This window comes from Roseateles sp. FW305-36, from assembly GCF_058787015.1.
The window spans coordinates 179,153-201,922 of the sequence record NZ_JBYSZK010000010.1 but is presented as its reverse complement, the minus strand read 5'-3'; the positions used below and the strand labels follow the sequence as shown (position 1 = coordinate 201,922).

Annotated in this window: 25 protein-coding genes; 19 read left to right on the top strand and 6 right to left on the bottom strand. The window is 68.6% G+C overall.

The annotated features are described in order from the left end of the window. Nucleotides 1–12 precede the first annotated feature (12 nt). The 7 genes from ribH to tolA are packed head-to-tail and all read left to right on the top strand — an operon-like array spanning nt 13 to nt 4,508. The gene (gene ribH / locus AC3WOE_RS19530) at nt 13–486 is read left to right on the top strand and encodes a 6,7-dimethyl-8-ribityllumazine synthase (protein ID WP_492692773.1); all 474 of its coding nucleotides are present in this window, start codon (nt 13–15) and stop codon (nt 484–486) included. After that, nucleotides 483–971, top strand: a complete 489-nt coding sequence (gene nusB / locus AC3WOE_RS19525; RefSeq protein WP_492692771.1) for a transcription antitermination factor NusB — start codon at nt 483–485, stop codon at nt 969–971. Before ribH ends, nusB begins: the two co-directional genes overlap by 4 nt. Next, nucleotides 971–2,149, top strand: coding sequence for a pyridoxal phosphate-dependent aminotransferase (locus tag AC3WOE_RS19520; protein WP_492692769.1), 1,179 nt, complete (start codon nt 971–973; stop codon nt 2,147–2,149). The genes nusB and AC3WOE_RS19520 overlap by 1 nt, the downstream gene beginning before the upstream one ends. Then, nucleotides 2,146–2,544, top strand: a complete 399-nt coding sequence (gene ybgC, locus AC3WOE_RS19515; RefSeq protein ID WP_492692767.1) for a tol-pal system-associated acyl-CoA thioesterase — start codon at nt 2,146–2,148, stop codon at nt 2,542–2,544. The genes AC3WOE_RS19520 and ybgC overlap by 4 nt, the downstream gene beginning before the upstream one ends. Next, a complete protein-coding gene (tolQ, locus tag AC3WOE_RS19510) occupies nt 2,541–3,215 on the top strand; it encodes a protein TolQ (protein WP_492692766.1) in 675 nt (224 codons plus the stop codon). Before ybgC ends, tolQ begins: the two co-directional genes overlap by 4 nt. Beyond that, nucleotides 3,215–3,649 (top strand): protein TolR, encoded by a 435-nt coding sequence (gene tolR / locus AC3WOE_RS19505; protein ID WP_492692764.1) that lies wholly within the window; start codon nt 3,215–3,217, stop codon nt 3,647–3,649. The genes tolQ and tolR overlap by 1 nt, the downstream gene beginning before the upstream one ends. 1 nt (nt 3,650) lies before the next feature. Then, a complete protein-coding gene (tolA, locus tag AC3WOE_RS19500; RefSeq protein WP_492692762.1) occupies nt 3,651–4,508 on the top strand; it encodes a cell envelope integrity protein TolA in 858 nt (285 codons plus the stop codon). A gap of 3 nt (nt 4,509–4,511) precedes the next feature. Here the strand turns inward: tolA and AC3WOE_RS19495 are convergent, their stop codons facing one another. From AC3WOE_RS19495 to AC3WOE_RS19475, 5 genes are all read right to left on the bottom strand, one after another. Beyond that, nucleotides 4,512–5,792 carry a response regulator gene (locus tag AC3WOE_RS19495; protein WP_492692761.1) on the bottom strand — a complete coding sequence of 427 codons (1,281 nt, stop codon included), beginning with the start codon at nt 5,790–5,792 and terminating at the stop codon, nt 4,512–4,514. 75 nt (nt 5,793–5,867) lie between these two features. Continuing rightward, nucleotides 5,868–6,362, bottom strand: coding sequence for a DoxX family protein (locus AC3WOE_RS19490; protein ID WP_492692759.1), 495 nt, complete (start codon nt 6,360–6,362; stop codon nt 5,868–5,870). Then, nucleotides 6,359–7,060: an HvfC/BufC N-terminal domain-containing protein gene (locus AC3WOE_RS19485; protein WP_492692758.1), complete on the bottom strand. Its 702-nt coding sequence runs from the start codon at nt 7,058–7,060 to the stop codon at nt 6,359–6,361. Before AC3WOE_RS19485 ends, AC3WOE_RS19490 begins: the two co-directional genes overlap by 4 nt. Then, a complete protein-coding gene (bufB, locus tag AC3WOE_RS19480) occupies nt 7,057–7,911 on the bottom strand; it encodes an MNIO family bufferin maturase (protein ID WP_492692858.1) in 855 nt (284 codons plus the stop codon). Before bufB ends, AC3WOE_RS19485 begins: the two co-directional genes overlap by 4 nt. Nucleotides 7,912–7,924: 13 nt before the next feature. Next, nucleotides 7,925–8,188 (bottom strand): BufA1 family periplasmic bufferin-type metallophore, encoded by a 264-nt coding sequence (locus tag AC3WOE_RS19475; protein ID WP_492692756.1) that lies wholly within the window; start codon nt 8,186–8,188, stop codon nt 7,925–7,927. Nucleotides 8,189–8,288: 100 nt separating this feature from the next. Here AC3WOE_RS19475 and AC3WOE_RS19470 point away from each other — a divergent pair, with 100 nt between their 5' ends. Both AC3WOE_RS19470 and AC3WOE_RS19465 read left to right on the top strand, forming a co-directional pair. Further along, complete coding sequence (locus tag AC3WOE_RS19470; protein ID WP_492692754.1) at nt 8,289–8,870, top strand: sigma-70 family RNA polymerase sigma factor; 582 nt, start codon at nt 8,289–8,291, stop codon at nt 8,868–8,870. After that, nucleotides 8,867–9,061: an anti-sigma factor family protein gene (locus tag AC3WOE_RS19465; protein WP_492692753.1), complete on the top strand. Its 195-nt coding sequence runs from the start codon at nt 8,867–8,869 to the stop codon at nt 9,059–9,061. Before AC3WOE_RS19470 ends, AC3WOE_RS19465 begins: the two co-directional genes overlap by 4 nt. 3 nt (nt 9,062–9,064) lie before the next feature. Here AC3WOE_RS19465 and pcp read toward each other — a convergent pair whose 3' ends face one another. Continuing rightward, nucleotides 9,065–9,718: a pyroglutamyl-peptidase I gene (pcp, locus tag AC3WOE_RS19460; protein WP_492692751.1), complete on the bottom strand. Its 654-nt coding sequence runs from the start codon at nt 9,716–9,718 to the stop codon at nt 9,065–9,067. A 107-nt stretch (nt 9,719–9,825) separates the two neighbouring features. Here pcp and AC3WOE_RS19455 point away from each other — a divergent pair, with 107 nt between their 5' ends. The 10 genes from AC3WOE_RS19455 (at nt 9,826) to AC3WOE_RS19410 (ending at nt 22,765) form a co-directional block, all read left to right on the top strand. After that, complete coding sequence (locus tag AC3WOE_RS19455) at nt 9,826–12,354, top strand: GspE/PulE family protein (RefSeq protein ID WP_492692750.1); 2,529 nt, start codon at nt 9,826–9,828, stop codon at nt 12,352–12,354. A gap of 18 nt (nt 12,355–12,372) precedes the next feature. Then, nucleotides 12,373–14,109, top strand: coding sequence for a GspE/PulE family protein (locus AC3WOE_RS19450; RefSeq protein WP_492692749.1), 1,737 nt, complete (start codon nt 12,373–12,375; stop codon nt 14,107–14,109). Next, a complete protein-coding gene (locus tag AC3WOE_RS19445; RefSeq protein ID WP_492692748.1) occupies nt 14,106–15,338 on the top strand; it encodes a type II secretion system F family protein in 1,233 nt (410 codons plus the stop codon). The genes AC3WOE_RS19450 and AC3WOE_RS19445 overlap by 4 nt, the downstream gene beginning before the upstream one ends. Before the next feature lie 148 nt (nt 15,339–15,486). Continuing rightward, nucleotides 15,487–15,861, top strand: a complete 375-nt coding sequence (locus AC3WOE_RS19440) for a prepilin-type N-terminal cleavage/methylation domain-containing protein (protein WP_492692747.1) — start codon at nt 15,487–15,489, stop codon at nt 15,859–15,861. Beyond that, a complete protein-coding gene (locus AC3WOE_RS19435; RefSeq protein WP_492692746.1) occupies nt 15,861–16,322 on the top strand; it encodes a prepilin-type N-terminal cleavage/methylation domain-containing protein in 462 nt (153 codons plus the stop codon). Before AC3WOE_RS19440 ends, AC3WOE_RS19435 begins: the two co-directional genes overlap by 1 nt. 37 nt (nt 16,323–16,359) lie before the next feature. Beyond that, nucleotides 16,360–16,923: a type IV pilus modification PilV family protein gene (locus tag AC3WOE_RS19430; RefSeq protein WP_492692744.1), complete on the top strand. Its 564-nt coding sequence runs from the start codon at nt 16,360–16,362 to the stop codon at nt 16,921–16,923. 1 nt (nt 16,924) lies between these two features. Further along, on the top strand, nt 16,925–17,719 hold the full coding sequence (locus AC3WOE_RS19425; protein WP_492692743.1) for a PulJ/GspJ family protein: 795 nt from the start codon (nt 16,925–16,927) through the stop codon (nt 17,717–17,719). Then, nucleotides 17,716–18,153: an agglutinin biogenesis protein MshP gene (locus tag AC3WOE_RS19420; protein ID WP_492692742.1), complete on the top strand. Its 438-nt coding sequence runs from the start codon at nt 17,716–17,718 to the stop codon at nt 18,151–18,153. The genes AC3WOE_RS19425 and AC3WOE_RS19420 overlap by 4 nt, the downstream gene beginning before the upstream one ends. Next, complete coding sequence (locus AC3WOE_RS19415) at nt 18,150–21,782, top strand: DUF8613 domain-containing protein (protein ID WP_492692741.1); 3,633 nt, start codon at nt 18,150–18,152, stop codon at nt 21,780–21,782. Before AC3WOE_RS19420 ends, AC3WOE_RS19415 begins: the two co-directional genes overlap by 4 nt. Then, nucleotides 21,782–22,765, top strand: a complete 984-nt coding sequence (locus AC3WOE_RS19410; RefSeq protein WP_492692740.1) for a hypothetical protein — start codon at nt 21,782–21,784, stop codon at nt 22,763–22,765. Before AC3WOE_RS19415 ends, AC3WOE_RS19410 begins: the two co-directional genes overlap by 1 nt. Nucleotides 22,766–22,770: the final 5 nt, after the last annotated feature.

Sequence of the window (22,770 nt, the reverse complement as noted above, 5' to 3'; positions counted from 1 at the left end):
GAAAGGCCCGCGATGCAAGATTCCGAACAAGGCCTGCCGAGCTTCGAGGGCGCCCTCGACGGCAGCGAACTGACCATCGCCATCGTCCAGGCGCGCTTCAACGACGCCATCACTTCGTCGCTGGCCAGCGCCTGCCTGGCCGAGCTGTCGGTGCTGGGCGTGCCGGCCGAGGCAATCCGCCACATCACCGTGCCCGGTGCCCTCGAAGTGCCGCTGGCCCTGCAGGCCCTGGCCGAGAGCAATGACTACGACGCGCTGATCGCCCTGGGCTGCATCATCCGCGGCGAGACCTACCACTTCGAGCTGGTCGCCAACGAGAGCGGCGCGGCCGTGACCCGTGTCGGCCTGGACCATGGCATTCCGATCGCCAACGCCATCCTGACCGTCGAGAACGAAGCCCAGGCCTGGGCCCGCGCCGAACCCAAGGGCCGCGACGCCGCCCGCGTCGCCGTCGAGATGGCCAACCTGCTGAAAGAGATCGAGTGAACGCACCTCAAAAGACCGCCTCCAAGACGGCCAAACCTGCCGCCAAGCGCGCGCCCGTCAAGTCGGCCCGCCGCCGTTCGCGCGAGGCCGCCGTGCAGGGCCTCTACCAATGGCTGCTGACCGGCGAGGACATCGGCGCCATCAACGCCCTGGGCCGTGAGCAGGAAGGCTATGCCAAGCTCGACGTCAAGCACTACGACGCGCTGCTGGCCGGCTGCGTCGCCGAAGCCGCCGACCTCGACGCCATCCTGTCGCGCCATGTCGACCGAAAGACCACCGAGCTGTCGCCCATCGAGCACGCCATCCTGATGATCGGCGCCTACGAGCTCAAGCACTGCATCGACATCCCCTACAAGGTCGCCATCAACGAAGCGGTCGAACTGGCCAAGTCCTTCGGCGGCACCGACGGCCACAAATACGTGAATGGCGTCCTCGACCGCGCTGCCGTCGACCTGCGCCCCGTTGAGGTGGCCGCCAAGCGCTGATGAAGCTCGCCACGCGGCTCGACCGCATCGAGCCCTTCTATGTGATGGAGCTGGCCAAGGCCGCGGCCCGGGTCGCGGCTGGCCCGCTGTGCGATCCGGCCCAGGGCGGCCGGCGCATGATCCGCCTCAACATCGGCGAGCCCGACTTCGGCGCTGCCCCCGCGGTGCGCGAGGCCGCGGCCCAGGTCGCCCAAGGGGCGACGCCTTATACCGATGCCCTCGGCCTGCCCGCCCTGCGCGAAGCCATTTCGCGCTGGTACGGCGAGCGCTACGCTCTGAACATCGCGCCCGAACGCATCGCCATCACCGCCGGCGCCTCGGCCGGCCTGCAGCTCGCCTGCCTCGCCCTCTTCGAGCGCGGCGACGAGGTGCTGATGCCCGACCCCTGCTACCCCTGCAACCGCCATTTCGTGACGGCGGCCGACGCGACGCCGCGCCTGCTGCCCACCGGCGCTGCCGAGCGCTTCCAGCTTGGTGCCGAACAGGTTCGCAATGCCTGGACCAGCGCCACGCGCGGCGTGCTGCTGGCTTCGCCCAGCAACCCTACCGGCACCTCCATCGCACCCGAGGTGTTGGCCGACATGGTGGGCTTTGTGCGCGAGCGCGGCGGCGTCACGGTCGTCGACGAGATCTATCTGCCGCTGAGCTACGAAGAGCATTTCGGCCACAGTGCTTTGGCGCTTGGCGAGGACATCGTCTCGGTCAACAGCTTCTCCAAATACTTCGGCATGACGGGCTGGCGCCTGGGCTGGCTGGTGCTGCCGCCTGACCTCGTTCCGGCCATCGAGCGGCTGGCGCAGAACCTCTACATCTGCCCGTCGACGCTGGCCCAGAAGGCGGCCCTGGCCTGCTTCGAACCCGAGTCCATCGCCGAGTTCGAACGCCGCCGCGCCGTGCTCAAGCAGCGCCGCGACTACATCGTGCCGGCCTTGAACGACCTCGGTCTGAGCGTGCCGGTACCGCCCGACGGCGCCTTCTATGCCTGGATGGACATCAGCCGCTTCCACGCCGACAGCTGGGCCTTCGCCCACGAACTGCTGGAGAGCGCCCAGGTCGCGCTGACGCCGGGTCGCGACTTCGGCCTGGCCGATCCGCAGCGCTGGATGCGCCTGTCCTTCGCCTCGTCGATCGAGGACCTCCAAGAGGCCGTCGCCCGCCTGCGCGAGGTGCTGGTGTGAGCGAGTTCCATTTCCCCATCCGTGTGTACTGGGAAGACACCGACGCCGGTGGCATCGTCTTCTACGCCAACTACCTGAAGTTCTTCGAGCGCGCCCGTACCGAGTGGCTGCGCGCGGCGGGTGTCGAGCAGCATCAGCTGCGTGAAGAGACCGGCATCATCTTCGTCGTCGCCGGCACCAGCCTGCGTTATGTCGCGCCGGCCAGGCTCGATGACCTGCTGACCGTCACCGTCGAACCCCAGCCGGCAGGCCGCGCCAGCCTCATCGTGCGCCAGCGCGCCCTGCGGGGCGACACGCTGCTCTGCGAAGGCGAGATCCGCATCGGCTGCGTGCGCGCCGACGACCTGAAACCCCAACGCCTGCCCGACTCTGTCGTCGCAGCGATAGCCTCATGAATCAAGACCTGTCCATCGTCTCCCTGATCCTGCACGCCAGCTTCGCGGTGCAGCTTGTCATTGCCGGCCTGCTGCTGGTGTCGCTGGCGAGCTGGAGCGTCATCTTCGGCAAGCTGATCGGCCTGGGCCAGATCAAGCGCCGCAACGACGCCTTCGAGGCCGAGTTCTGGAGCGGCAAGAACTTGAACGACCTCTACCAGTCGGTCGGCAACCGCACCGACGGCGCACCGCTGGAGCGCATCTTCGCCTCCGGCATGCGCGAGTTCCTGAAGCTGCGCGAGAAGCGCGTGACCGACGCCGGTGCCCTGCTCGATGCGGCACGCCGCGCCATGCGCGCCAGCTTCCAGCGCGAGCTGGACGCGATGGAAAGCAATCTGTCCTTCCTCGCCTCGGTGGGATCGGTCTCGCCCTATGTGGGCCTGTTCGGCACCATCTGGGGGATCATGCACGCCTTCGTCGGCCTGTCCAACCTGACCCAGGTCACGCTGGCCACCGTGGCCCCCGGCATCGCCGAAGCCCTGGTCGCCACGGCCATCGGCCTGTTTGCCGCCATCCCCGCCGTGCTGGCCTACAACCGCTTCGCGCGGCAGATCGACCGCAGCGCCATCACGCTGGAGACCTTCATCGAAGAGTTCTCCAACATCCTGCAACGCAACGCGACCCAACACTGATGGCTGCCGTCTCCGCCCGTGGCGGCCGCCGACGCCGCACGATGAACGAGATCAACATGGTCCCCTTCATCGACGTGATGCTGGTGCTGCTCATCATCTTCATGGTCAGCGCGCCGCTGATCACGACCGGCCTCGTCGACCTGCCCAGCGTGGGAAAAAGCCGCCAGCAGCCCGAACATGTCATCCAGGTCATCGTCGGCACCGACGAGAAGCTCAAGATCAAGATCGACCAGCTCGAGCCCGAGTCCATCCCGGTGAATCGTCTGGCCGAGCGCGTCAAGAAGGGCCAGGGCAAGGACCCCAACAGCCCCGTCGTCATCTCGGCCGACAAGAACGTCAAGTACGAGGCCGTCGTGCAGGTCATGGACACCTTGCAGCGTGCCGGCGTCCAGCGCGTGGGCCTGGCCGTGAAGAGCGGCGCATCTTCCAAGTGAGATGACAGCCGCGACTCTGCGCCCCCCCGAGGTCGCCGGCATGGGCCGGGGCCTGACCCTGGCCCTGATCGCCCACGGCCTGCTCATCCTCGCCCTCAGCTATGGCCTGAACTGGCACAGCGACTCCTCACCGGCCTTCGAGGCCGAGCTGTGGTCGTCGATTCCCCAGGTCGCCGCGCCGCGCGAAGAGGCGCCGCCCGAGCCCGAACCCGAGGCGCCCAAGCCCGACACCCGCGCCCAGCAACGCGCCGCCGAAGAGGCCGCCGCCGAGCAGCAGCGCGAGGCCGACATCGCCATCGCCAAGGACAAGAAGCGCAAGGAAGAGAAGGCGCGCGAGGAAGCAGCCAAGCTCGAGCGCGAGAAGGCGATCAAGGAAAAGGAAGCCAAGGACAAGGCGGCCAAAGAGAAGGCCGCCAAGGAAGAGCAGGAGCGCAACAAGAAGGACAAGGCCGCCAAGGACGCCAAAGAGGCGAAGGAAGCCAAGGACGCGGATGCCAAGCGTGAGGCCCAGCGCCAGGAGTTCCTGCGCCGCATCCAGGGGATGGCCGGTGGCACGCCGAATTCCAGCGGCACCGCCGCGCAGAATGCGGCGCCTTCAGCCGGCTGGGTGGGTCGCGTCAAGGGCAAGATCCGGCCGCTCATCATCTACTCTGACGACAGCGCCGCCAACCCGACCGCCGAGGTCCAGGTGACGCTGGGCCCCGACGGCCGCATCCTGGGCAGCAAGGTGCTCAAGGCCAGCGGCGATGCCGAATGGGATCGCGCCGTGCTGCGGGCCATCGACAAGACCGAGGTGCTGCCGCGCGACGACGGCCGCGTGCCGCCCGTCATCATCCTGACCTTCAGGCCGCGCGAGTAGGCTTCAAGCCTCTGCGGGGATGGCCCGTCCCGGCAACACCCGGTGCAGTTCGTCGGCCAGGGCCTGCAGGTTCATGGGCTTGCTGAGGAAACCATCCATGCCGGCGCTGAAGCAGACGCTGCGCCGCAGCTCGCTGTCGCCGGCAGTCGCCGCGACGATGGGGAACGGTGGCAAGGTGCCGATGCGCTGCAGGGACCTGAGGTGCTCGCTGGCCTCCAGCCCGTCCATCACCGGCATGTCCACGTCCATCAGCACCATGTCGGGAGGCTCGTCGCAGCAGGAATCGAGGGCTTCGATGCCGTCGCCGGCAACGACCACCTCGTAGCCCAGCGCCTCGAGCTGGCCGCGCGTGACGATCTGGTTCACCACGTTGTCGTCGACCACGAGCACGCGTCGGCATTCCTGGACGTAGAGCGGCGTTGGCGACGACAGCCGCGACAGGGCCGTCGAGGTGCGCTCATCGACGTGAGCGGTGAAACGCTCCAGCTCCAGAGGGCTCAGCGGCAGCACGCGGATGTCGACCGAGCCACGGCCCCGCATGCGCAGCGTGTCGGAGCCCGAGACCACGGCCAGTACCGTCCAGAGGCTGGGCAGGGCCCGTGCCACCTGTTCAAGCAACTGCAGCTCGCCGCCATCCTGCTCGGCGACGATCATCAGCATCGGCGCCAATCCGGCGGACGTCGCCGCAGCGGCGTCTTCCAATGATCCGAACGACACCACATGCCAGCCCAGCTGGCGCAATCGCAGCTCGACCGAGTCCAGCGCGCCGGGCAATGAGCTGACCAGCCACGCCACGGTGCCGGCGGCGTCCGGCGCGTGCTCGAAGGGCGGCTCCTCTCCAGCCACTTCGCCACTCAGAGAGATGACGAGACCGTTTTGACCCGCGTCGACGAACTGGACGGTGCCGCTGGTGGCCGGGCATGGGCCTTCGGCATGGTCAACCGGGCCGTGGTCCGGATCGGCCGTCTCGGACATCAGGTGCAGACGCTGCAGAACGCCCACCACATCGGCAGGGCGGCTCGACCCCGTGCCTGCGGCATGAATGACGATGCCGCTGCGGCCGAAGACGGGCGGCTGGACTTCCGCGCTGAACATGACGAAGCCCGACTCGAAGCAATCGACGATGCCAAGCAGGATGCGATGGATGCCGGCCCGCAGATAGGGCCCCGGATCCTCAAGCTCGAGGCGGGGCCCCCGATAGTCGAAATAGGCGACCAGCCCCTTCCTTCTGGCGTGCGGCAACACATCGCGCGCGCTCTGCGTGAACAGCTCTGAAAACTCCATGGACGGACCGTCGTTAACTGTCCGACAGACTAGGACAAACCTGGTTTCCCTGTCGTTTCCAGATGTGGCGGTTGTTTACGGTTGGCGAAGCCGTTTCAAGGCCAGGTGATCGACCGACCAACGGCCCGCGCCCCACAGGGCGATCACCACGGCCAGCACACCCCAAAGGCTGTGCTGGAACACGCCGGCGGGAGACAGGTCTTCCGCGGGCAGGGACAGGGCCGCCATCAGGTTGACGACGAACAAGCCCAGGCCGGCAAAGCGCCCCATCAGCCCCAGCACCAGCAGCGCCGGCAGCACCACCTCACCGGCCGTGCCTGCGTAGGCCGCCAGGGCCGGGGGCAGCAGCGGCACCTGGTAGTAGTCGTTGAACAGGGCCAGCGTGGACGACCAGTCGCGCAGCTTGGTGAGGCCCGACGCGAAGAAGACGTTCGCCACATACAGACGCGCGGCCAGCAGCGCCATGGACTGCAGATGGCTGACCGCCGTGTCCAGCGGCGCCGGCAGCCGGGAGGGCTGAAGGCCGGGATCGGTGAAGGCGCGCAGCGCGGCGGAGACAAGAGCTTTCATGGCGTCGAAGTGGGATGAGGGTTGGGCTGGATCCTGACCCCAAGCAGCCAGGCGTTCTGTAGCGCGGCCTGCAGCCAGGCGCCGAAATCAAAGTCGGCTTCAAGCGCAGAACCTTTCACTTCCGACGCTTGCAGCGCCTCGGCAAGATTCACCCCCCGCAGCAGCGCGGCGAAGAAGGCGGCTTGGGCCGTCGACAGGGGCTGCCACTCGCCACGCCAGCCCCGGCGCCAGACCAGCACCGGCCCCTGCTGCTGCTCGATCAGCGCGATGCCGGGCCGCGGCAGCAGCTGCAGGGATTCGGGCGGCGTCGTGCCCAGCAGGTTCAACGAGGCGACGTCCAGCTCCGCGTCCGCGGCACGCTCGGCGCTATGCAAGGCCCAGTCCAGCCGGGCCAGATCGGGCAGGCCTGAAGCCTCGCCGGCACGCTCGACCAGGAAAGCTTCGAGCGCCCCGCCCCATTGGCCCAGGTCACCGCTCTCGGGCGGATGCCGGCGCCAGAAGGTCCAGGCCAGCGACGCGAACTCGTCCTCGCCCAGTTCTGCGCGCAGTCTCGAAAAGGGCACGGCCAGGGCCTGGGCCGACAACGCCTTCACGTTGCCGCGGTAGGCCGCCAGGCCGCGTTCGGCACCCGTCAGCGTCGCCGGCGCGTCGCCACGGCCCAGCAGCGCATCGACCAGGGCCTGCTGCTCGGCCTTCATGCTGCCACCGCCCTCGCCCGCTGGCTTTCAGCCAGCAGCACACCGAGGTCGGGCACGTCGGTGTCCCATTCGATCAGCGTTGGCGTCGGCCCGAAGCGGCGGATGGCGTGCTCGTAGATGCGCCAGACCTCGTCGCGCACGCGGCTGCCATGGTCGTCGATGACCAGGCCGTCCTCGCGTTCGCAATGGCCGGCCAGATGGATCTCGCCGACGCTGCCCGGGCGGATGGCATCGACCCAGCGCATGGCCTCACGCGCAGCGGCGTCGGGCGCGAGGCCGTCGTTGCGGGCATTGACGAAGAGGTTGTTGACGTCCAGCAGCAGGCCGCAGCCGCTGCGCCGCGCCAGCTCGTTGAAGAACTCGGGTTCGGCCAGGGTGTCGCCGGACCAGCCGACATAGGCGCTGATGTTCTCGACCAGCAGGGGGCGTCCAAGGCGCTCCTGCACCTGCTGGACGTGCTTGACCATCAATGCGAGGGACTCGTCGGTGAAGGGAATCGGCAGCAGGTCGGCCGCGTGCAGGCCCGAGCCCACGCGGGCGAAGCAGGCATGGTCGGACACCCAGCGCGGCTGCACGCGCGCCACGAGACGGGCCAGACGTTGCAGATGACCTTCATCCAGCCCCGCGGCCGAGCCCAGGGCCAGGCCGACACCGTGCAGGCTGACGTCGTAGGCCTGGCGGCCCGCGTCCAGCACGGCCAGCGTGATGCCGCCGTCGGCGAAGAAGTTTTCGGAATGGACCTCGATGAAGCCGAGCGACGGGCGCTCGGCCAGCAAGGTCTCGTAATGAGGCTGGCGCCAGCCAATTCCCACGCAGTCCACACAGGGACCGGCCGGCGCCGAAGGGGTCATGGCCGTCAAGCGGTCACTTCTTGGCGGGAGCCTTGGTCGAGCCGCCTTCCTTTTCGCACGTGCCCTTGGCGACGTACTTCCATTCGTTGGCATCCTTGTCGGCCTTGGACTGGCCGGCGCAGGAATGGCTGCCGTTGGCGGTGGCGCAGTCGTTCTGGCCGGCCTTGGCGATGCCGTAGCACTTTTCCTTGGCAGCGTCGGCGGCCTGGGCCTGGGCGACGAGGCCCAGCGACAGGGCGGCAGCGAGGGCGGAGGACACGAGGGTGGCGTTCTTCATGGACAGGTCTCCAAAGGGTTGGGGGGTAAAAGGCGGCCGATGATGCGGCGGCGAGAACGAAGTCGCAAGACATGCCCGAGTCCTTACACTGCGCGCCGCCATGACTGCCTCTCCCGATTTCTGCCGCCAGATCGAGGCGCTGCGCCCCGCCTTGCTGAAATACGCCCGGCTGCAGCTGCGCAACCCGGCCTGGGCCGAGGATGCCGTCTCCGAAACCCTGCTCGCCGCGCTGGAGAAACCCCAGTCCTTCGCCGGCGGCAGCCAGCTCAAGACCTGGCTGGTCGGCATCCTCAAGCACAAGCTCATCGATCAGATCCGCAAGAACAGCCGCGAGCTCTCGACGACGGCCAGCACCGACGACGGCGAAGACCTGGACGACCTGCTCTTCGCCAGCGACGGTCACTGGCGCGAAACCCAGCACGACTGGGGCAACCCTGAGGACGTGCTGCGCCAGTTGGACTTCATGAAGGTGCTGGAGGCCTGCGTCGACAAGCTGCCAGGCCAGCAGGGGCGCCTGTTCATGATGCGGGAATGGCTGGAGCTGGAGTCCGACGAGATCTGTAAGGAACTGGCCATCACGCCGACCAACCTGTGGGTCATGCTGCACCGGGCCCGGTTGAGGCTGAGGGACTGCCTGCAAGCGGGCTGGTTCAATGCGGCGCCCAATGGAGGAGCGTCTTGATCAAGTTGAAGATCACCTGTCGGGAGGCCACGCAGATCACGCTGCAGGCCGAGGACCGCAGCGTGCCGCTGGCCGAGCGCCTGTCGCTGCGCCTGCATCACCGCATCTGCAGCAACTGTCGCCGCTTCTTCCGCCAGGTCCACCTGATGCGCCAAGCCAGCGCGCGCTGGCGCCAGTACACCGAGGAATAGTCCTCAGGCGACCGGTGCGCCTTCGTCGGCTTCGGCCGCAGCCAGCGCCTCGTCGCCCGTCAGCGCGATCGCGATCGCCAGCTTGATCGCCTCCACCTGGGCAGCCAGGCTCATGCTGGCCACCGTCGGCTGGCTGCGCGCGGCCTGCTCGGGCAGGGCCGGAATGTGGATGAAGCCGCTCTTCATTCCCTGGCCGGCAAGCTGGTGCTGCAGCTCGAAGAACACCTGGTTGCAGACGAAGGCGCCGGCCGTCAGCGACAGTCCGGCCGGATGGCCGGCCGCACGCAGGCCGTTGCGGATGGCCTTGATGGGCAGGGTCGAGAAGTAGGCCGCGGGTGCTTCGGCGCGTATCGCCACGTCCTGCGGCCGGTCGCCGGCGTTGTCGGCAATGCGGGCATCGATGAGGTTGACGGCGACTCGCTCGATGGAAATCTCGGTGCGGCCGCTGGCCTGGCCCAGGGAGATGGCGACCATGGGCCGGACCTCGGCCAAGGCCGCGGCCAGGGCCGCAGGCGCCGCGCCGAAGGCCGTGGGCAGGCAGCGTGCCTGCACGACGGCGCCGGCGATGACCTGGCCCTGCAGGGCCCGGGCGACTTCCCAGGAAGGATTGATGGCTTCGCCGCCAAAGGGTTCGAAACCGGTGAGCAGGATATTCATGGCGCCATTGTCCCGAAGCCGGGCCCTGGCCGCCCTGCGATGCTTTTCAGGGGAACGGGCCGCCCACGGCCCTCCATAATCGTCGACACCCCCCGCTGCCCGAGCCCATGACCGACCCGTCCCAGCCTTTGCCCTGGCCTCATGTCGATGCCGACGCTCCCGCGGCGGGCCCGGCGGCCTCCGGCTTCCTCTGGCCCACCCCGCCCTATGCCGCCTACCCCCAGCCCCAGGTGCAGCGCGGTGCCGAGGCCTGCGAGATCCTCGGGCTGAACAACAGCCGCAGCATCGGCCAGCTGCTCAAGCTCGAGGCCAGCGAGCGCATCGTGCAGATCAATGTGCCGCCGGCGCGCAACAGCATGCCGCTGAAGTTCAGCCAGTTCCGCGCCATCAAGCTGCTGAATCCGCTGACCGTGCCGCCGCGTGACGCCAGCGACCTGCACTCGCCCCTCAGCGTCGACCAGCGTCCGCGCAGCGATTTCCGCATCGTCTTCAACGGTGGCGACGAGCTCAAGGGCACGACCATCGGCCACCACCACGACGGCTTCGGTCTCTTCCTGTTCCCGCCGCTGGCCGACGATGACGACTCGGTGCGCCGTGTCTTCATTCCGCGCGAGGTGCTGGCGCATTTCGAGATCGGCGAGCGCCTGGGCGACCTGCTGCTGAAGGACGAACTCGTCACGCCCGAGCAGCTCGATGCCGCCGCCATCGAGCAAAGCGGCCTGCGCCAGCGCCGCGTCGGCGACATCCTCGTCAACCAGCAGATCGTCACGGCCGAGCAGTTGCTGCAGGCCATCGAACAGCAGGCCCGCATGCCCATGGTGCGCATCGGCGAGGCCCTGCTGGCCCTGGAGCTGGTCACGCCCGAACAGCTCGAGCTGGCCCTGGTGCAGCAGCGCGACGACCGCTCCGTGCCGCTGGGCGAACTGCTGGTGCGCAAGGGCGTCATCAGCCGCGCCCAGCTGCAATCGGCACTGGCGCGCAAGATGGGCTATCCGGTTGTCGACGTCGAGAACTTCGCCGTGGAGCCCGACGCCGTGCGCAAGCTGCCCCATGCCGTGGCCAAGCGCCTGGAGGTGCTGCCCCTGGTGCTGCGCGACGGCCGCCTCGTCGTCGCGATGGAAGACCCGACGCGGCGCGACGCCCTCGACGAGGTCGAGTTCATCACCCAGCTCAAGGTCGTGCCGACGCTGACCAAGCTCGGCACCCTGCAGTTCGCCATCCCCGCGACCTTCGACCGCTACGGCGCAGAGGCCCTGCCGCGCGGCAACACCGACCCCCTGCCCGACTTCCAGCCCGATTTCCCGCTGGACAGCTCCAACAAGCTCATCGAAAGCCTGGAACGCGACAGCAGCGAGCGCTCGGCCCGGGAAGAAGAAGCGCCCATCGAGCAGAGCGACAACTCGCTGGTGCGACTCATCAACTCGATGATCATCGAGGCGCACAACCAGGGCGTGTCCGACATCCACATCGAGACCTATCCCGGCCGCGAGAAGCTCAAGATCCGCTTCCGCCGCGACGGCGTGCTGCAGCCCTATCTGGAGCTGCCCCATACCTACCGCAACGCCATGATCGCCCGCATCAAGATCATGTGCGACCTCGACATCTCCGAGCGCCGCAAGCCCCAGGACGGCAAGATCAACTTCGCCAAGTTCTCGCCCCAGCACAAGCTGGAGCTGCGCGTGGCGACCATCCCGACCAACAACAGCCTGGAAGACGTCGTCATGCGCCTGCTGGCCAGCAGCAAGCCCATGCCGCTGGAGCGCATCGGCCTGAGCCCGGCCAATCTCTCGGCCCTGCAGGCGGCCGTGGCCCGGCCCTATGGCATGGTGCTGTGCGTCGGCCCCACCGGTTCCGGCAAGACGACGACGCTGCACTCGGCCCTCAGCCACATCAACACGCCCGAGCGCAAGATCTGGACGGCCGAGGATCCGGTCGAAATCACCCAGGCCGGTCTGCGCCAGGTCCAGGTGAACCCCAAGATCGACTGGACCTTCGCCAAGGCCCTGCGCGCCTTCCTGCGCGCCGACCCCGACGTCATCATGGTGGGCGAGATCCGCGACCAGGAGACGGCCGAGATCGCCGTCGAGGCCTCGCTGACGGGCCACCTGGTGCTGTCCACCCTGCACACCAACAGCGCGCCCGAGACCATCACTCGCCTGCTCGACATGGGCATGGACCCGTTCAACTTCGCCGACTCGCTGCTGGCCGTGCTGGCCCAGCGCCTGGTGCGGCGCAGTTGCCCGACCTGCCGCACCAGCGAGCCCATGACAGAGGCCGAACTGCAGGAGCTGCTGGACGACTATCTGCACGTCTTCCCGGCCGAGGGGCGGCCCAGCAAGCTGGCGCTGATGGCGGAATGGATCAAGACCTATGGCCAGGGCGGCCGGCTGCTGAAGTACCACAGCCCCGGCTGCACGGCCTGCGGCGGCAGCGGCTACAAGGGCCGCGCGGGCCTGCACGAACTGCTGACTGTCTCCAAGGACATACGCCGCATGATCCAGACGGGGGCCCGTGCCGAGGAACTACATCACGCTGGGCTGGCGGAAGGCATGCGTTCGCTGCGCCAGGACGGCATCATCAAGGTTTTGCAGGGCATCACCTCCCTCGCCGAAGTCCACGCCACCAGCAACGCATGATCTTGAAGGTCCGAGTCGATGAGTGAAGCGCCCGCAGAAGCCGCCGCAGCAGCCCCCCGCCCCAAGCTCCGCCTGGGCGACGTCCTCGTCGAGCAGCAGCTGATCTCGGCCGAGCAGCTCGGCCAGGCCCTGGAGCTGCAGCGCGCCACCGGCAAGAAGCTGGGCCGCATCCTCATCGAGGCCAACCTCATCACCGAGGAGGCCCTGGCCCATGTGCTGGCCCGCCAGCTGCGCGCGCCCTTCGTCAACCTCAAGACCTTCCCGCTCAAGACCGACCTCGTGCGCCTGCTGCCCGAGACGCCGGCGCGGCGCTTCCGCGCCCTGGTGCTGGAGGAGCGCGGCGACACCCTGCTGGTCGCCATGGCCGACCCGCTGGACCTGTTCGGCTTCGACGAGCTGGCCAAGATCCTCAAGCGCCGCCTGGCCATGGCCGTGGTGGCCGAAAGCCAGCTGCCGGCCGTCTTCGACAAGCACTACCGCCGCAGCGACGAGATCTCCGGCCTGGCCAAGGCCCTGGAAAAGGACATCGGCGACGCCGTCGACTTCGGCGCCCTGCAGGCCAGCGTCGGCCAGGAAGGCGCGCCGGTCGTGCGCCTGCTGCAGTCGGTGTTCGAGGACGCGACCCGCGCCGGCGCGTCGGACGTGCACATCGAGCCCCAGGAAGGCGAGCTGCTGATCCGCAACCGCGTCGACGGCCTGATGCAGACCCTCACGCAGGCCGACAAGCGCATCGCGCCCGCCCTGGCCCAGCGCCTGAAGCTGATGGCCGGCCTCGACATCTCCGAGAAGCGCCTGCCCCAGGACGGCCGCTTCACGCTGCGCCTGTCCGATCGCACCCTGGACGTTCGCCTGTCCACCATGCCCAGCCAGTACGGCGAATCCGTCGTCATGCGCCTGCTGGGCCAGGGCTCGGCCCTGCGCCGCCTGGACGCCATCGGCATGCCCGAGGACATGCTCAAGCGCTACCGCGAGCTGCTCAATCGCGACTCCGGCATGATCCTCGTCACCGGCCCGACCGGCTCCGGCAAGACCTCGACGCTCTATGCCTCGCTGGCCGAGCTGGACTCCGAGAAGCTCAAGATCATCACGGCCGAAGACCCCATCGAATACCGCCTGCCCGGCCTGACCCAGGTGCAGGTCAACGACAAGATCGAGCTGGACTTCGCCAAGGTGCTGCGCGCCGCGCTGCGCCAGGACCCTGACGTCATCCTGGTGGGCGAAATGCGCGACGCCGAGACGGCCGAGATCGGCCTGCGGGCTGCCATCACCGGCCATCTGCTGCTGTCCACGCTGCACACCAAGGACACCGTCTCCACGCCCTTCCGGCTGCTGGACATGGGCGCGCCCCCCTTCATGGTGGCCACCTCGCTGCAAGCCGTGCTGGCCCAGCGCCTGCTGCGCGGCATCTGCAAGCACTGCGCCGAACCCCATCACGCCACGCCGCAGGAGCAGGCCTGGATCAACGAGGTGATCGCTCTGAACGGTGAAGAGCCGGGCCCGGTGAAAAGCGTCGCCGGCCGCGGCTGCGCCGAATGCAATGGCACCGGCTACCAGGGCCGGCGCGGCATCTACGAGATGCTGGAGCTGGATTCCGACATGGCCCTGGCCATCCAGAACAGCGATGCCGGCGGCTTCCTGACGGCCGCCCGCAGGTCGCTCAAGGGCAAGACCCTGGCCGACCGCAGCCTGGCCTTGGTGCGCGAGGGCAAGACCTCATTGGCCGAAGCGGTACGGATCAGCGTGGACGCTGAATGAGCAATTTCGCCTTCAAGGGGCGCAACGGCCGCGGCGAGCTCGTCGAAGGCATCGTCGACGCCGTCAACAGCGACGCCGTCGCCGCCCAGCTGATGGCCGGCGGCGTCGTGCCGGTCAGCATCGAGGCAACGGCCGAGGCCGTCAGCGTGGCGGGCGGCAGCAACTGGCTCGAGGCTCTGCTCGCCAAGCCCATCAGCCAGGAAGACGCCCTGGTGCTGACGCGCCAGCTCTACACCCTGCAGAAGGCCGGCGTGCCCATCCTGCGCGCCCTGGCCGGCCTGGAGGCCTCCACCAGCCACCCCGGCATCGTGGCCCTGCTGCAGGACGTGCGGGCCAGCCTGGACCAGGGGCGCGAGCTGGGCACGGCCTTCGCCCGCCATCCCACCGTGTTCAGCAGCTTCTACGTCGCCATGACCCGCGTCGGCGAGCTGACGGGCAAGCTGACCGAGGTCTTCCAGCGCCTGTCGGAACACCTGGAGTTCGAGCTCGACATCCGCGCCCGCATCAAGCAGGCGCTGCGCTATCCCGTCATGGTGATCGTCGCCATGGGCATCGCGCTGGTCGTCATCAACATCTTCGTGCTGCCCAAGTTCGCCGACGTCTTCTCCCATTTCAAGACCGAGCTGCCGGTGATGACGCGCGTGCTGCTCGGCTTCTCGGCGTGGACGGTGAAATGGTGGCCCCTGGTCGTCGCCGGCTTCATCGGCGCCGGCCTGGCCTGGCGCAACTGGATCGCCACGCCCACGGGCCGCTATACCTGGGACCGCTTCAAGCTCAGGCTGCCCATCGCCGGCAATATCGTGCTGAAGGCCACGCTGGCCCGCTTCGCGCGCAGCTTCGCGCTGGCCAGCAGCTCCGGCGTACCCATCAGCCAGGCGCTGACGGTGGTGGCCCAGACCGTGGACAACGCCTACATCGGCGCCCGCATCGAGCAGATGCGCGACGGCGTCGAGCGGGGCGAAAGCATCTCGCGCTGCGCCACCGGCACCGGCGTCTTCACCCCCATCGTTCTGCAAATGATTGCGGTGGGCGAGGAGACCGGCGAGCTGGACACCTTGATGACCGAGATCGCGCAGATGTACGAACGCGAGACCGACTTCGCCATCAAGGGCCTGTCCGCCGCCATCGAGCCCATCCTGCTGACCATCATCGGCGGCATGGTGCTGGTGCTGGCCCTGGGTGTCTTCCTGCCGCTGTGGAACCTCGGCCAGGCCGCGATGGGGCGCTGAAACCACACCCAGGGTGTGAAGCTTGCAACGGTTTGCAGGCCAGTGTCGAGCCATCATAAAACTCGTGAGCTATTCACTTCTCATCGCTGGACCCGTGGCCGATAGTCCCGTCATCGCACCACAGCGCAGAGAGCGCAGGAAGGCATCCATGAACAAGTCCCAGCAAGCCGGCTTCACCCTGATCGAGTTGGTGATGGTCATCGTCATCCTCGGCGTGCTGTCTGCCGTCGCGTTGCCCAAGTTCGTGGCCGTGGACGACGACGCCAAGCAGGCGTCCGTCAACGGCGTGGCCGGTGCCCTGAGCTCCGCCTCGGCCATCAACTACGCCGCCCGCAAGGCCAACAGCGCCAACGGCGTGAACGTGGTCAAGTGCTCCGACGTCGTGGGTGCGCTGCAAAACGCCCTGCCCACCGGCTTCTCGGTGACCACCGACAGCGCCGTGACCTCCAACGTCACCGTGAGCACCTGTGTGCTGACCGGTTACACCAACAAGACCGCCACCTTCACGGTCACCGGTACCTGATGACCGGCACCCCGCGCTCCGACGCGGGCTTCACGCTGATCGAGCTCATCCTCGTCATCGTGATCACAGCCGCCCTGGCGGTGTTCGCCCTCCCCAAGGTGGTGGACACGACGCTGTGGCGGCTGCGTACTTTTGGCGACGACCTGCAGGCACGCCACCAGGCCATGCTCAGGCTGGCCCTGCAGCAGCGCCGCCCCATCGCCGAGACCATCACCGGGACGGGCGTCACCTGGGCCTATGCCTTGGGCAGCGGCACGGTCATCGACTCCCTGCCCTGCCCCGCCACCGAAAGCCCCTGCATCGCCGAAGGCGGCAGCCGCACGGTCACCTTCAACAATGCCAACAGCGGTGCGACCGCGACCAGCTCGGGGGCAGCGATGACCGTCACGGTGGCCTACGGCAGCTACAACCAGGCCTACCGCGTCGAGGCGGACACGGGCCTGATTTACCCGACTCCTTGAGGCTTGGACCATGGGTTGCTCGGCTAGCATTTCCCGCATGCCGGCCCTGCACCGCGGGCGGCGTTCGCGCGGCCTGACCCTGATCGAACTGCTGCTCTTCGTCGTCGTCGTCGGCATCGCGCTGGCGGCGATGCTGAAGGTCTTCGTCACCGCGACGACAGCCAGCACCGATCCCATGGTGCGCCGCCAGCAGCTGGCCATCGCCGAATCGCTGCTGCGCGAGGTCGAGCTGATGCCCTTCACCTGGTGCGACCCCGCCCAGGATCCCAATGTCGCGACGGTCGCCAACGCGGGCGCCTGCACCTTCCCCGAGAACATGGGCCCCGAAGCCGGCCAGACCCGCTACGGGCCAGCCAACTTCTTCAACAACGTCAACGACTACAACGGCTTTTCCATGGCTGGCATCCGCGACGTGACGAACACGGCCATTGCCGGCCTGTCGGGCTACGCCGCATCGGTGACCGTGGCTGCCGCCGCGCTGGACAGCATCCCCTCGGCGGGCGACGCGCTGAAGATCACCGTCGCCGTCACCGCCCCCGACGGCAGCGTCGTCAGCCTGCAGGGCTGGCGCACGCGCTACGCCCCCAACGCGCCCGACTGACATGCGAACCGAGCGCGGCTTCACCCTGATCGAGTCCGTGATGGTCATCGCCATCACCGGCGTCGTCATCGCCCTCGTCGCCGTCTTCATCGTGCCGGCAACAACGGCCTACTTCTCCAGCGCCGCCCGGGCCCAGCTCGGCGACGAGGCCGACACCGCCCTGCGCCGCATGGCGCGCGACCTGACGCTGGCCCTGCCCAACAGCGCCCGCGTGTCGGCCAGCGGCATGAGCGTGGAGCTCATCCCGGTCAGTGGCGCGGCACGCTATGTGACCGAGGGCGCGACGGCGCTGCAGTTCGGCGTCGCGCCGATTCCTGCGTTCAACATCATCGGACCGGCCCTCACCCTCAGCCATGCCAGCCAGCAGCTCGCCTGGTACAACCTCGGCGCCGGCATTCCGGACGCCGACGCCTACACGCTCAGCAATGTGCGCACCGCCACGACGGGCGCCGGCAGCGTCGCCAACGTCGCGGTGGCCGGCGCCGCCCTGCCCACCTCGCTGCAGGCCCCGCCCTATCGCGTCTATGCCATCGAGCCCCCCGTCAGCTACCGCTGCGACACGACGGCGCAGACCTTGACGCGCTACACCGGCTATGGCTTCAATGCCGCCCAGCCCGATCCGCCGACGGGCGGCACCAGTGCCGTGCTGGCGCGTGACGTGTCGGCCTGCAGCTTCGATTTCAACGCGGGCGCCGTCGCTGCGCGCTACGGCCTGGTCACGCTGCGGATCTCGCTGACCCGTGCCGGCGAGACCGTCACCCTCTATCACGCCGTCCACGTGGACAACATGCCATGAACCAGCGCGGCTTCACCATGATGTCCATGCTCTTCATCCTGGTGGCCCTGGCCGCCATGGGTGTCGCGCTGGCCTCGTTGAGCCAGCGCCAGCAACTTGGCTCGGCCGGCGAGCTGGCGGCTTCCAGGGCCTACCAGGCCGCCCTGGCCGGCCTGGAATGGGGGAGCTTCCAGATCCTGCCCGGCGCGGCCAAGCCGGCCTGCTTCGGCACGAAGAACATCGCCCTGCCCGACCAGCTGTCCGACTTCACCGTGACCGTCAGCTGCACGCGCACGCCGGCCGCCGGCACGGTCAGCGACGGCGACACCCAGCTGGCCTTCTATGTGCTGATCGCGACGGCCTGCAACATCCCGAGCGGCGGCGCCTGCCCGAACGGCGGCGCCAACGAGCCGGCCTATGCCGAGCGCCAACTGAGCCGGAGCCTGGCCAAATGAAGACATGGCGTTTGCTGCTGGTGCTACTGGGCTTGCTGTGCACGGGCATCGCGCAGGCGGCGTCCAGCTACACCTTCCGCAGCGACAGCTTCGCCTGGGAGACCAGCGCCAACACCATCACCTGGGACCGCACCTGCACCAGCTACCCCGGTGACGACGACAAGGCCACCATCAGCTTCACCGGCGGCTTCAAGTTCACCTTCGCCGGCACGGCCTACACCTCGGTGCGCGTGTTGAGCAACGGCGGCCTGCAGTTCGGCACCGACACCGGCTTCTTCCGCACCTACACCAACACGGCCCTGCCCGCCGGAGCGTCAGGCACCCAGAGCGGCTGCACGAACGCAGCCACGACCAACGTCATCCTCGCCTACTGGACCGACCTCAACCCCAGCCAGGCCGGCAGCGGCGGCGTGACCTGGGAACAGAAGGGCACAGCGCCCAATCGCTATCTGGTCGTGTCGTGGAACGGCGTCTACCAGTACAACACCAGCACGCCCTACACCTTCCAGATCATCCTGTTCGAGAACGGCGAGTTCAAATACCAGTACGGCAACGCCAATGCCAGCGGCTCCAACGCCACCATCGGTGTGCAGGTCGACAGCAGCGACTACACCCAGTACTCCTACAACAGTGGCTACAACGCCAACGGCAGCGCCATCCGCTGGTTCCTGGCCAACGGCACGCCGACGCGCCGGGCCGAATACCGTTTCGACGAATACAGCTACAGCGGCCGCGTCGGCGAGGTGCTCGACAGCACCACCAACAGCAACAATGGCGTTCGCGTCGGCACGGCGACGACGGTGGCCGGCGGCTATGTCTGCCGCGGCCTCAGCATCCCGGCCAACACGACCAGCACCAGCTCGGCCGTCGACACCCTGCTCGGCGTGCCATCGGCCATCGGCTCCCAGGGTGCCGTGACCCTCTGGTACGCCGCCAACACGACCTGGAACAACGCGGCCGCGATGCTGCTGGACGCGACCACCTCCACGAGCCGCCCCTTCTTCCTCGTCCGCCAGAGCGACGGCTCGCTGCGCGCCACCATCGCCGACAGTGCCGGCACGCTGCTGTCCGCCACCACCAGTGCCCAGGTCGTCGCCGCCGGCACCTGGAAGCACATTGCCGTCAGCTGGCGGTTGGCGGCCGGCGCGGGCCAGAGCAGCCTGCGCATCTACATCAACGGCCTGCAGGCCGGCGCCGCCAGCGGCACGACGACGGGCAGCCTGGACAACAGCATCGGCACCCTTTTCGTCGGCGACAACCGCAGCGCGACGGCCCCCGCCAACGCCACGCTGAACTCGGCCAACGGCACCATCGACGAGATGCGGGTCTACAACTACGACATCAGCGCCGTCGAGCTGACGGCCGACATGGCGCCCACCCACAGCTGCCCGCCGCCGCTGGACCACGTCGAGGCCGTGCCCAGCGCCGCGACCGGCAGCACCTGCGCCCCCATCACGGTGACCGTGCGCGCCTGCAGCGACGCCGCCTGCAACACCGTGATGACGGGCTACACCGGCACCGTCAACCTCAGCACTTCCAGCAACCGCGGTGACTGGACGCTGGGCTCGGGGCCGGTGCCGCTGGGCGTGCTGACGCCAGGCACGCCGGGCAGCGGCAACGCGAGCTACCGCTTCGTCGCCACCGACCTCGGCGTCGCCCGGTTGCAGCTGTCACACAGCCTGGCCCAGGCGGTCCGCCTCACGGCGGTCGACAGCCTCACGCCCGGCACGACGACGACCTCGGCCGCCATCCAGTTCAACAACAACGCCTTCGTCTGGGCCGAGGACCTGAACAGCAAGGTCGCCGGCAGCAACATCGCCGTCGCCGGCCGGCCGCATGACCTGCAGGTGTCCCTGATCAAGAAGGACCCGACCACCGGCAGCTGCGGCGTCGCCACCGACTTCAGCGCGACGCGCAGCATGAAGCTGTGGCGCACCGACAGCAGCGGCTCCTGGACGGCGCCCACCGTCGTCAGCCCGGCGCTGACGGTGCCCAATGCCCGGCCGTCCAGCGACAACATCGCCCTGGCCTTCACGGCCGGCGTCGCCACGCTCAATCTCGGCACGAGCGATATCGGCCAGTACACCCTCAACCTGGACGACGACTCGCTGACCTATGCCAGCGCAACCATCAGCGGCAGCCTCGGCCCGCTGACCGTGCGGCCCTTTGCCCTCGTCGTCAGTGGTCTCACGCTGTCGGGCACCGGCAACCCGGGCGGCAGCAACCCCAGCGACGCCGTCTTCGGCAAGGCGGGCGGCGCCTTCTCGGCCACGGTCGGCGCCTACCGATGGACGGCGGGCGCCGACAGCAGCGGCACCGGCGTCCCCGATGCCAGCGCCAACCTGGCCACGATCACCGCCGGCGGCCTGGCGCCCAGCTTCAACAGCGGGGTGAACCTGACGCCCGTGGCCGCATCCCAGATCCCGACGCCCGCCAACGGCGGCGTGCTGGGGACGATCAGCAACAACGTCATCGCCAGCGCCAGCTTCTCGGGCGGCAGCGCCACCGTCAGCAACCTGGCCTACAGCGAGGTTGGCAGCTTCCTGCTCAACACCAGCGCCGTCGTCGGCAACTTCCTGTCCAGCAGCCTGGCCCTGGACGCCAATGCCTTCAAGGCCGACGGCACCCAGAATGCCCGCATCGGCCGCTTCGTCCCGGCCGGTTTCGCGGTCAGCGGCTTCACGCCCACCCATCGCAGCGCCCTCTCCTGCTCGCCGGCCTCGACCTTCAGCTACCTCGGCGAGGACATCGGCATTGCCTTCACCTTGACGGCCCAGAACGCGGCCGGCGCCACGACGCAGAACTACGCCGGCACTTTCGCCAAGCTCGTCGCCTCGGCGCCAGCCAACCACAACCTGGCCGGCATCTCCGGCACGACAATGTTCAAGGCGGCCCAGTACGCCTTGACCAACGGCGCAGGGGCCTGGAATGCCGGCGTCGCCGCCGTCAGCTTCACCCTCAACGTGACCCGCGGCGCCGCGCCGGTCGGACCCTACAGCGCCGCGCAGTGGGGCATCGCGCCGGTGGATGCCGACGGCGTCGCCATGCTGGCCCTGAATCTCGACACCGACTACCCCCCGAACGTTGTTGACAGCACATTGCTGGGGCAAATCCCCCTGCGCTATGGTCGGCTGCGCCTACAAAATGGCATGAGCGCTGCCGATAGAGCCCTGACCCTGCCGCTGACCGCCCAGTACTGGGACAGCAGCACCAACACCTACAAGACCAACGATTTGGATTCCTGCACCCGCGTGACCGCCGCCAACCTCAGCTTCGGCAACTTCCGCAGGACGCTCGCGGCCGCCGACGCCGTCACGGCGGGAGACGCCGTCATGAATCCGAACACGGTCACCGTCAACCCGGCGGGCAATACCTTCATCACTTTCAACAAGCCCGGCAGCGGCCATGTGGGCAGCATGGACGTCGCCATCGCGCTCAACCCTGGCGCCAGCCCGGCAGACGCGTCCTGCATGCCCTCCGGCTGGCGCACGAAGGCCGCCACGACCGGTGCCAACCTGGCGGCCCTGCGCGGCGCCTGGTGCGGGGGCAACAGCGACCCCAGCGCCCGTGCCACCTGGGGCGTCTACCGCGGCAGCAACGGCGTCGTCTACCAGCGGGAGAACTTCTGATGCGCTGGCCCTGGTCCCCAAATCGCAGCGGTCAGCGCCTGCTGCTGCGCCGCGTCGGCGAGCAGCATGCCTTCGTGCTGACCGACGGCCCGCCAGGTGACGAGCCGGCACGCCTGCTCCGCTGGGGCCTGCTGCCGGAGGCAAGACCCGTCCCCGCAGGCGACGCCATCGCGCTGCTGGACCCGGCCGACTACCAGATCCTCAAGGTCGACACGCCCAATGTGCCGCAGGAGGAGCTCAAGTCCGCCGCACGCTGGCAGATCAAGGAAATGGTCGACGTCGATGTGGCCGAGCTGACGCTGGACGTCATGCACGTCGGCGGCGACGTCGAGCGTGCGCAGCGCCAGCTCTTCGTCATCGCGGCCCGCAACAGCGCCATCAAGTCGCTGACCGATGGCGCCGCGGCCATCAGCGCCCATATCGGCATCGTCGACGTCTGGGAGACGGCCCTGCGCAACCTGCTCGCCGCCCAGGCCCGCGCCGACGACCTGGCCGCACGTGCCTGCGCCGCCGTCCATATCGACGAGCGCCACTGCCTGCTGGTCGTCTGCGCCGGCGACGAACTCTTCTACACGCGGCGCCTGGAAGGCGACCCCGGTCTGCTGGCGCGCGCCCGCGGCGAGCAGGCCGAGACCGGCGTGGCCGAGCTGCCGCTGGGCTTCGAGTACCAGCCCGGCGGCGCGTTCGACGCGGGCGCCGCCCAGGAGTCGCCCCTGGTCGTGGAGCTGCAGCGCTCCATCGACGTCTGGGAGCGCAGCTGGCCCGAACTGCCGCTGGCGCGGCTGTACGTCGTCACCGCCGAACATGGCGCCGAGGTCGCGACGCTGATCCAGCGCGAGCTCGGCCAGCGCACCGTGGCCCTCGACCCCCTGGTCGCGTTCGCGCCGGACGCGCCCGCGCCCGAGGGCGACCCGGCCAAGGCCCTGGGCGCCTGCCTGCCGCTGCTGGGCGCCGCCCTGCGCACCGAGATCCGAAAGCTGTGAACCGC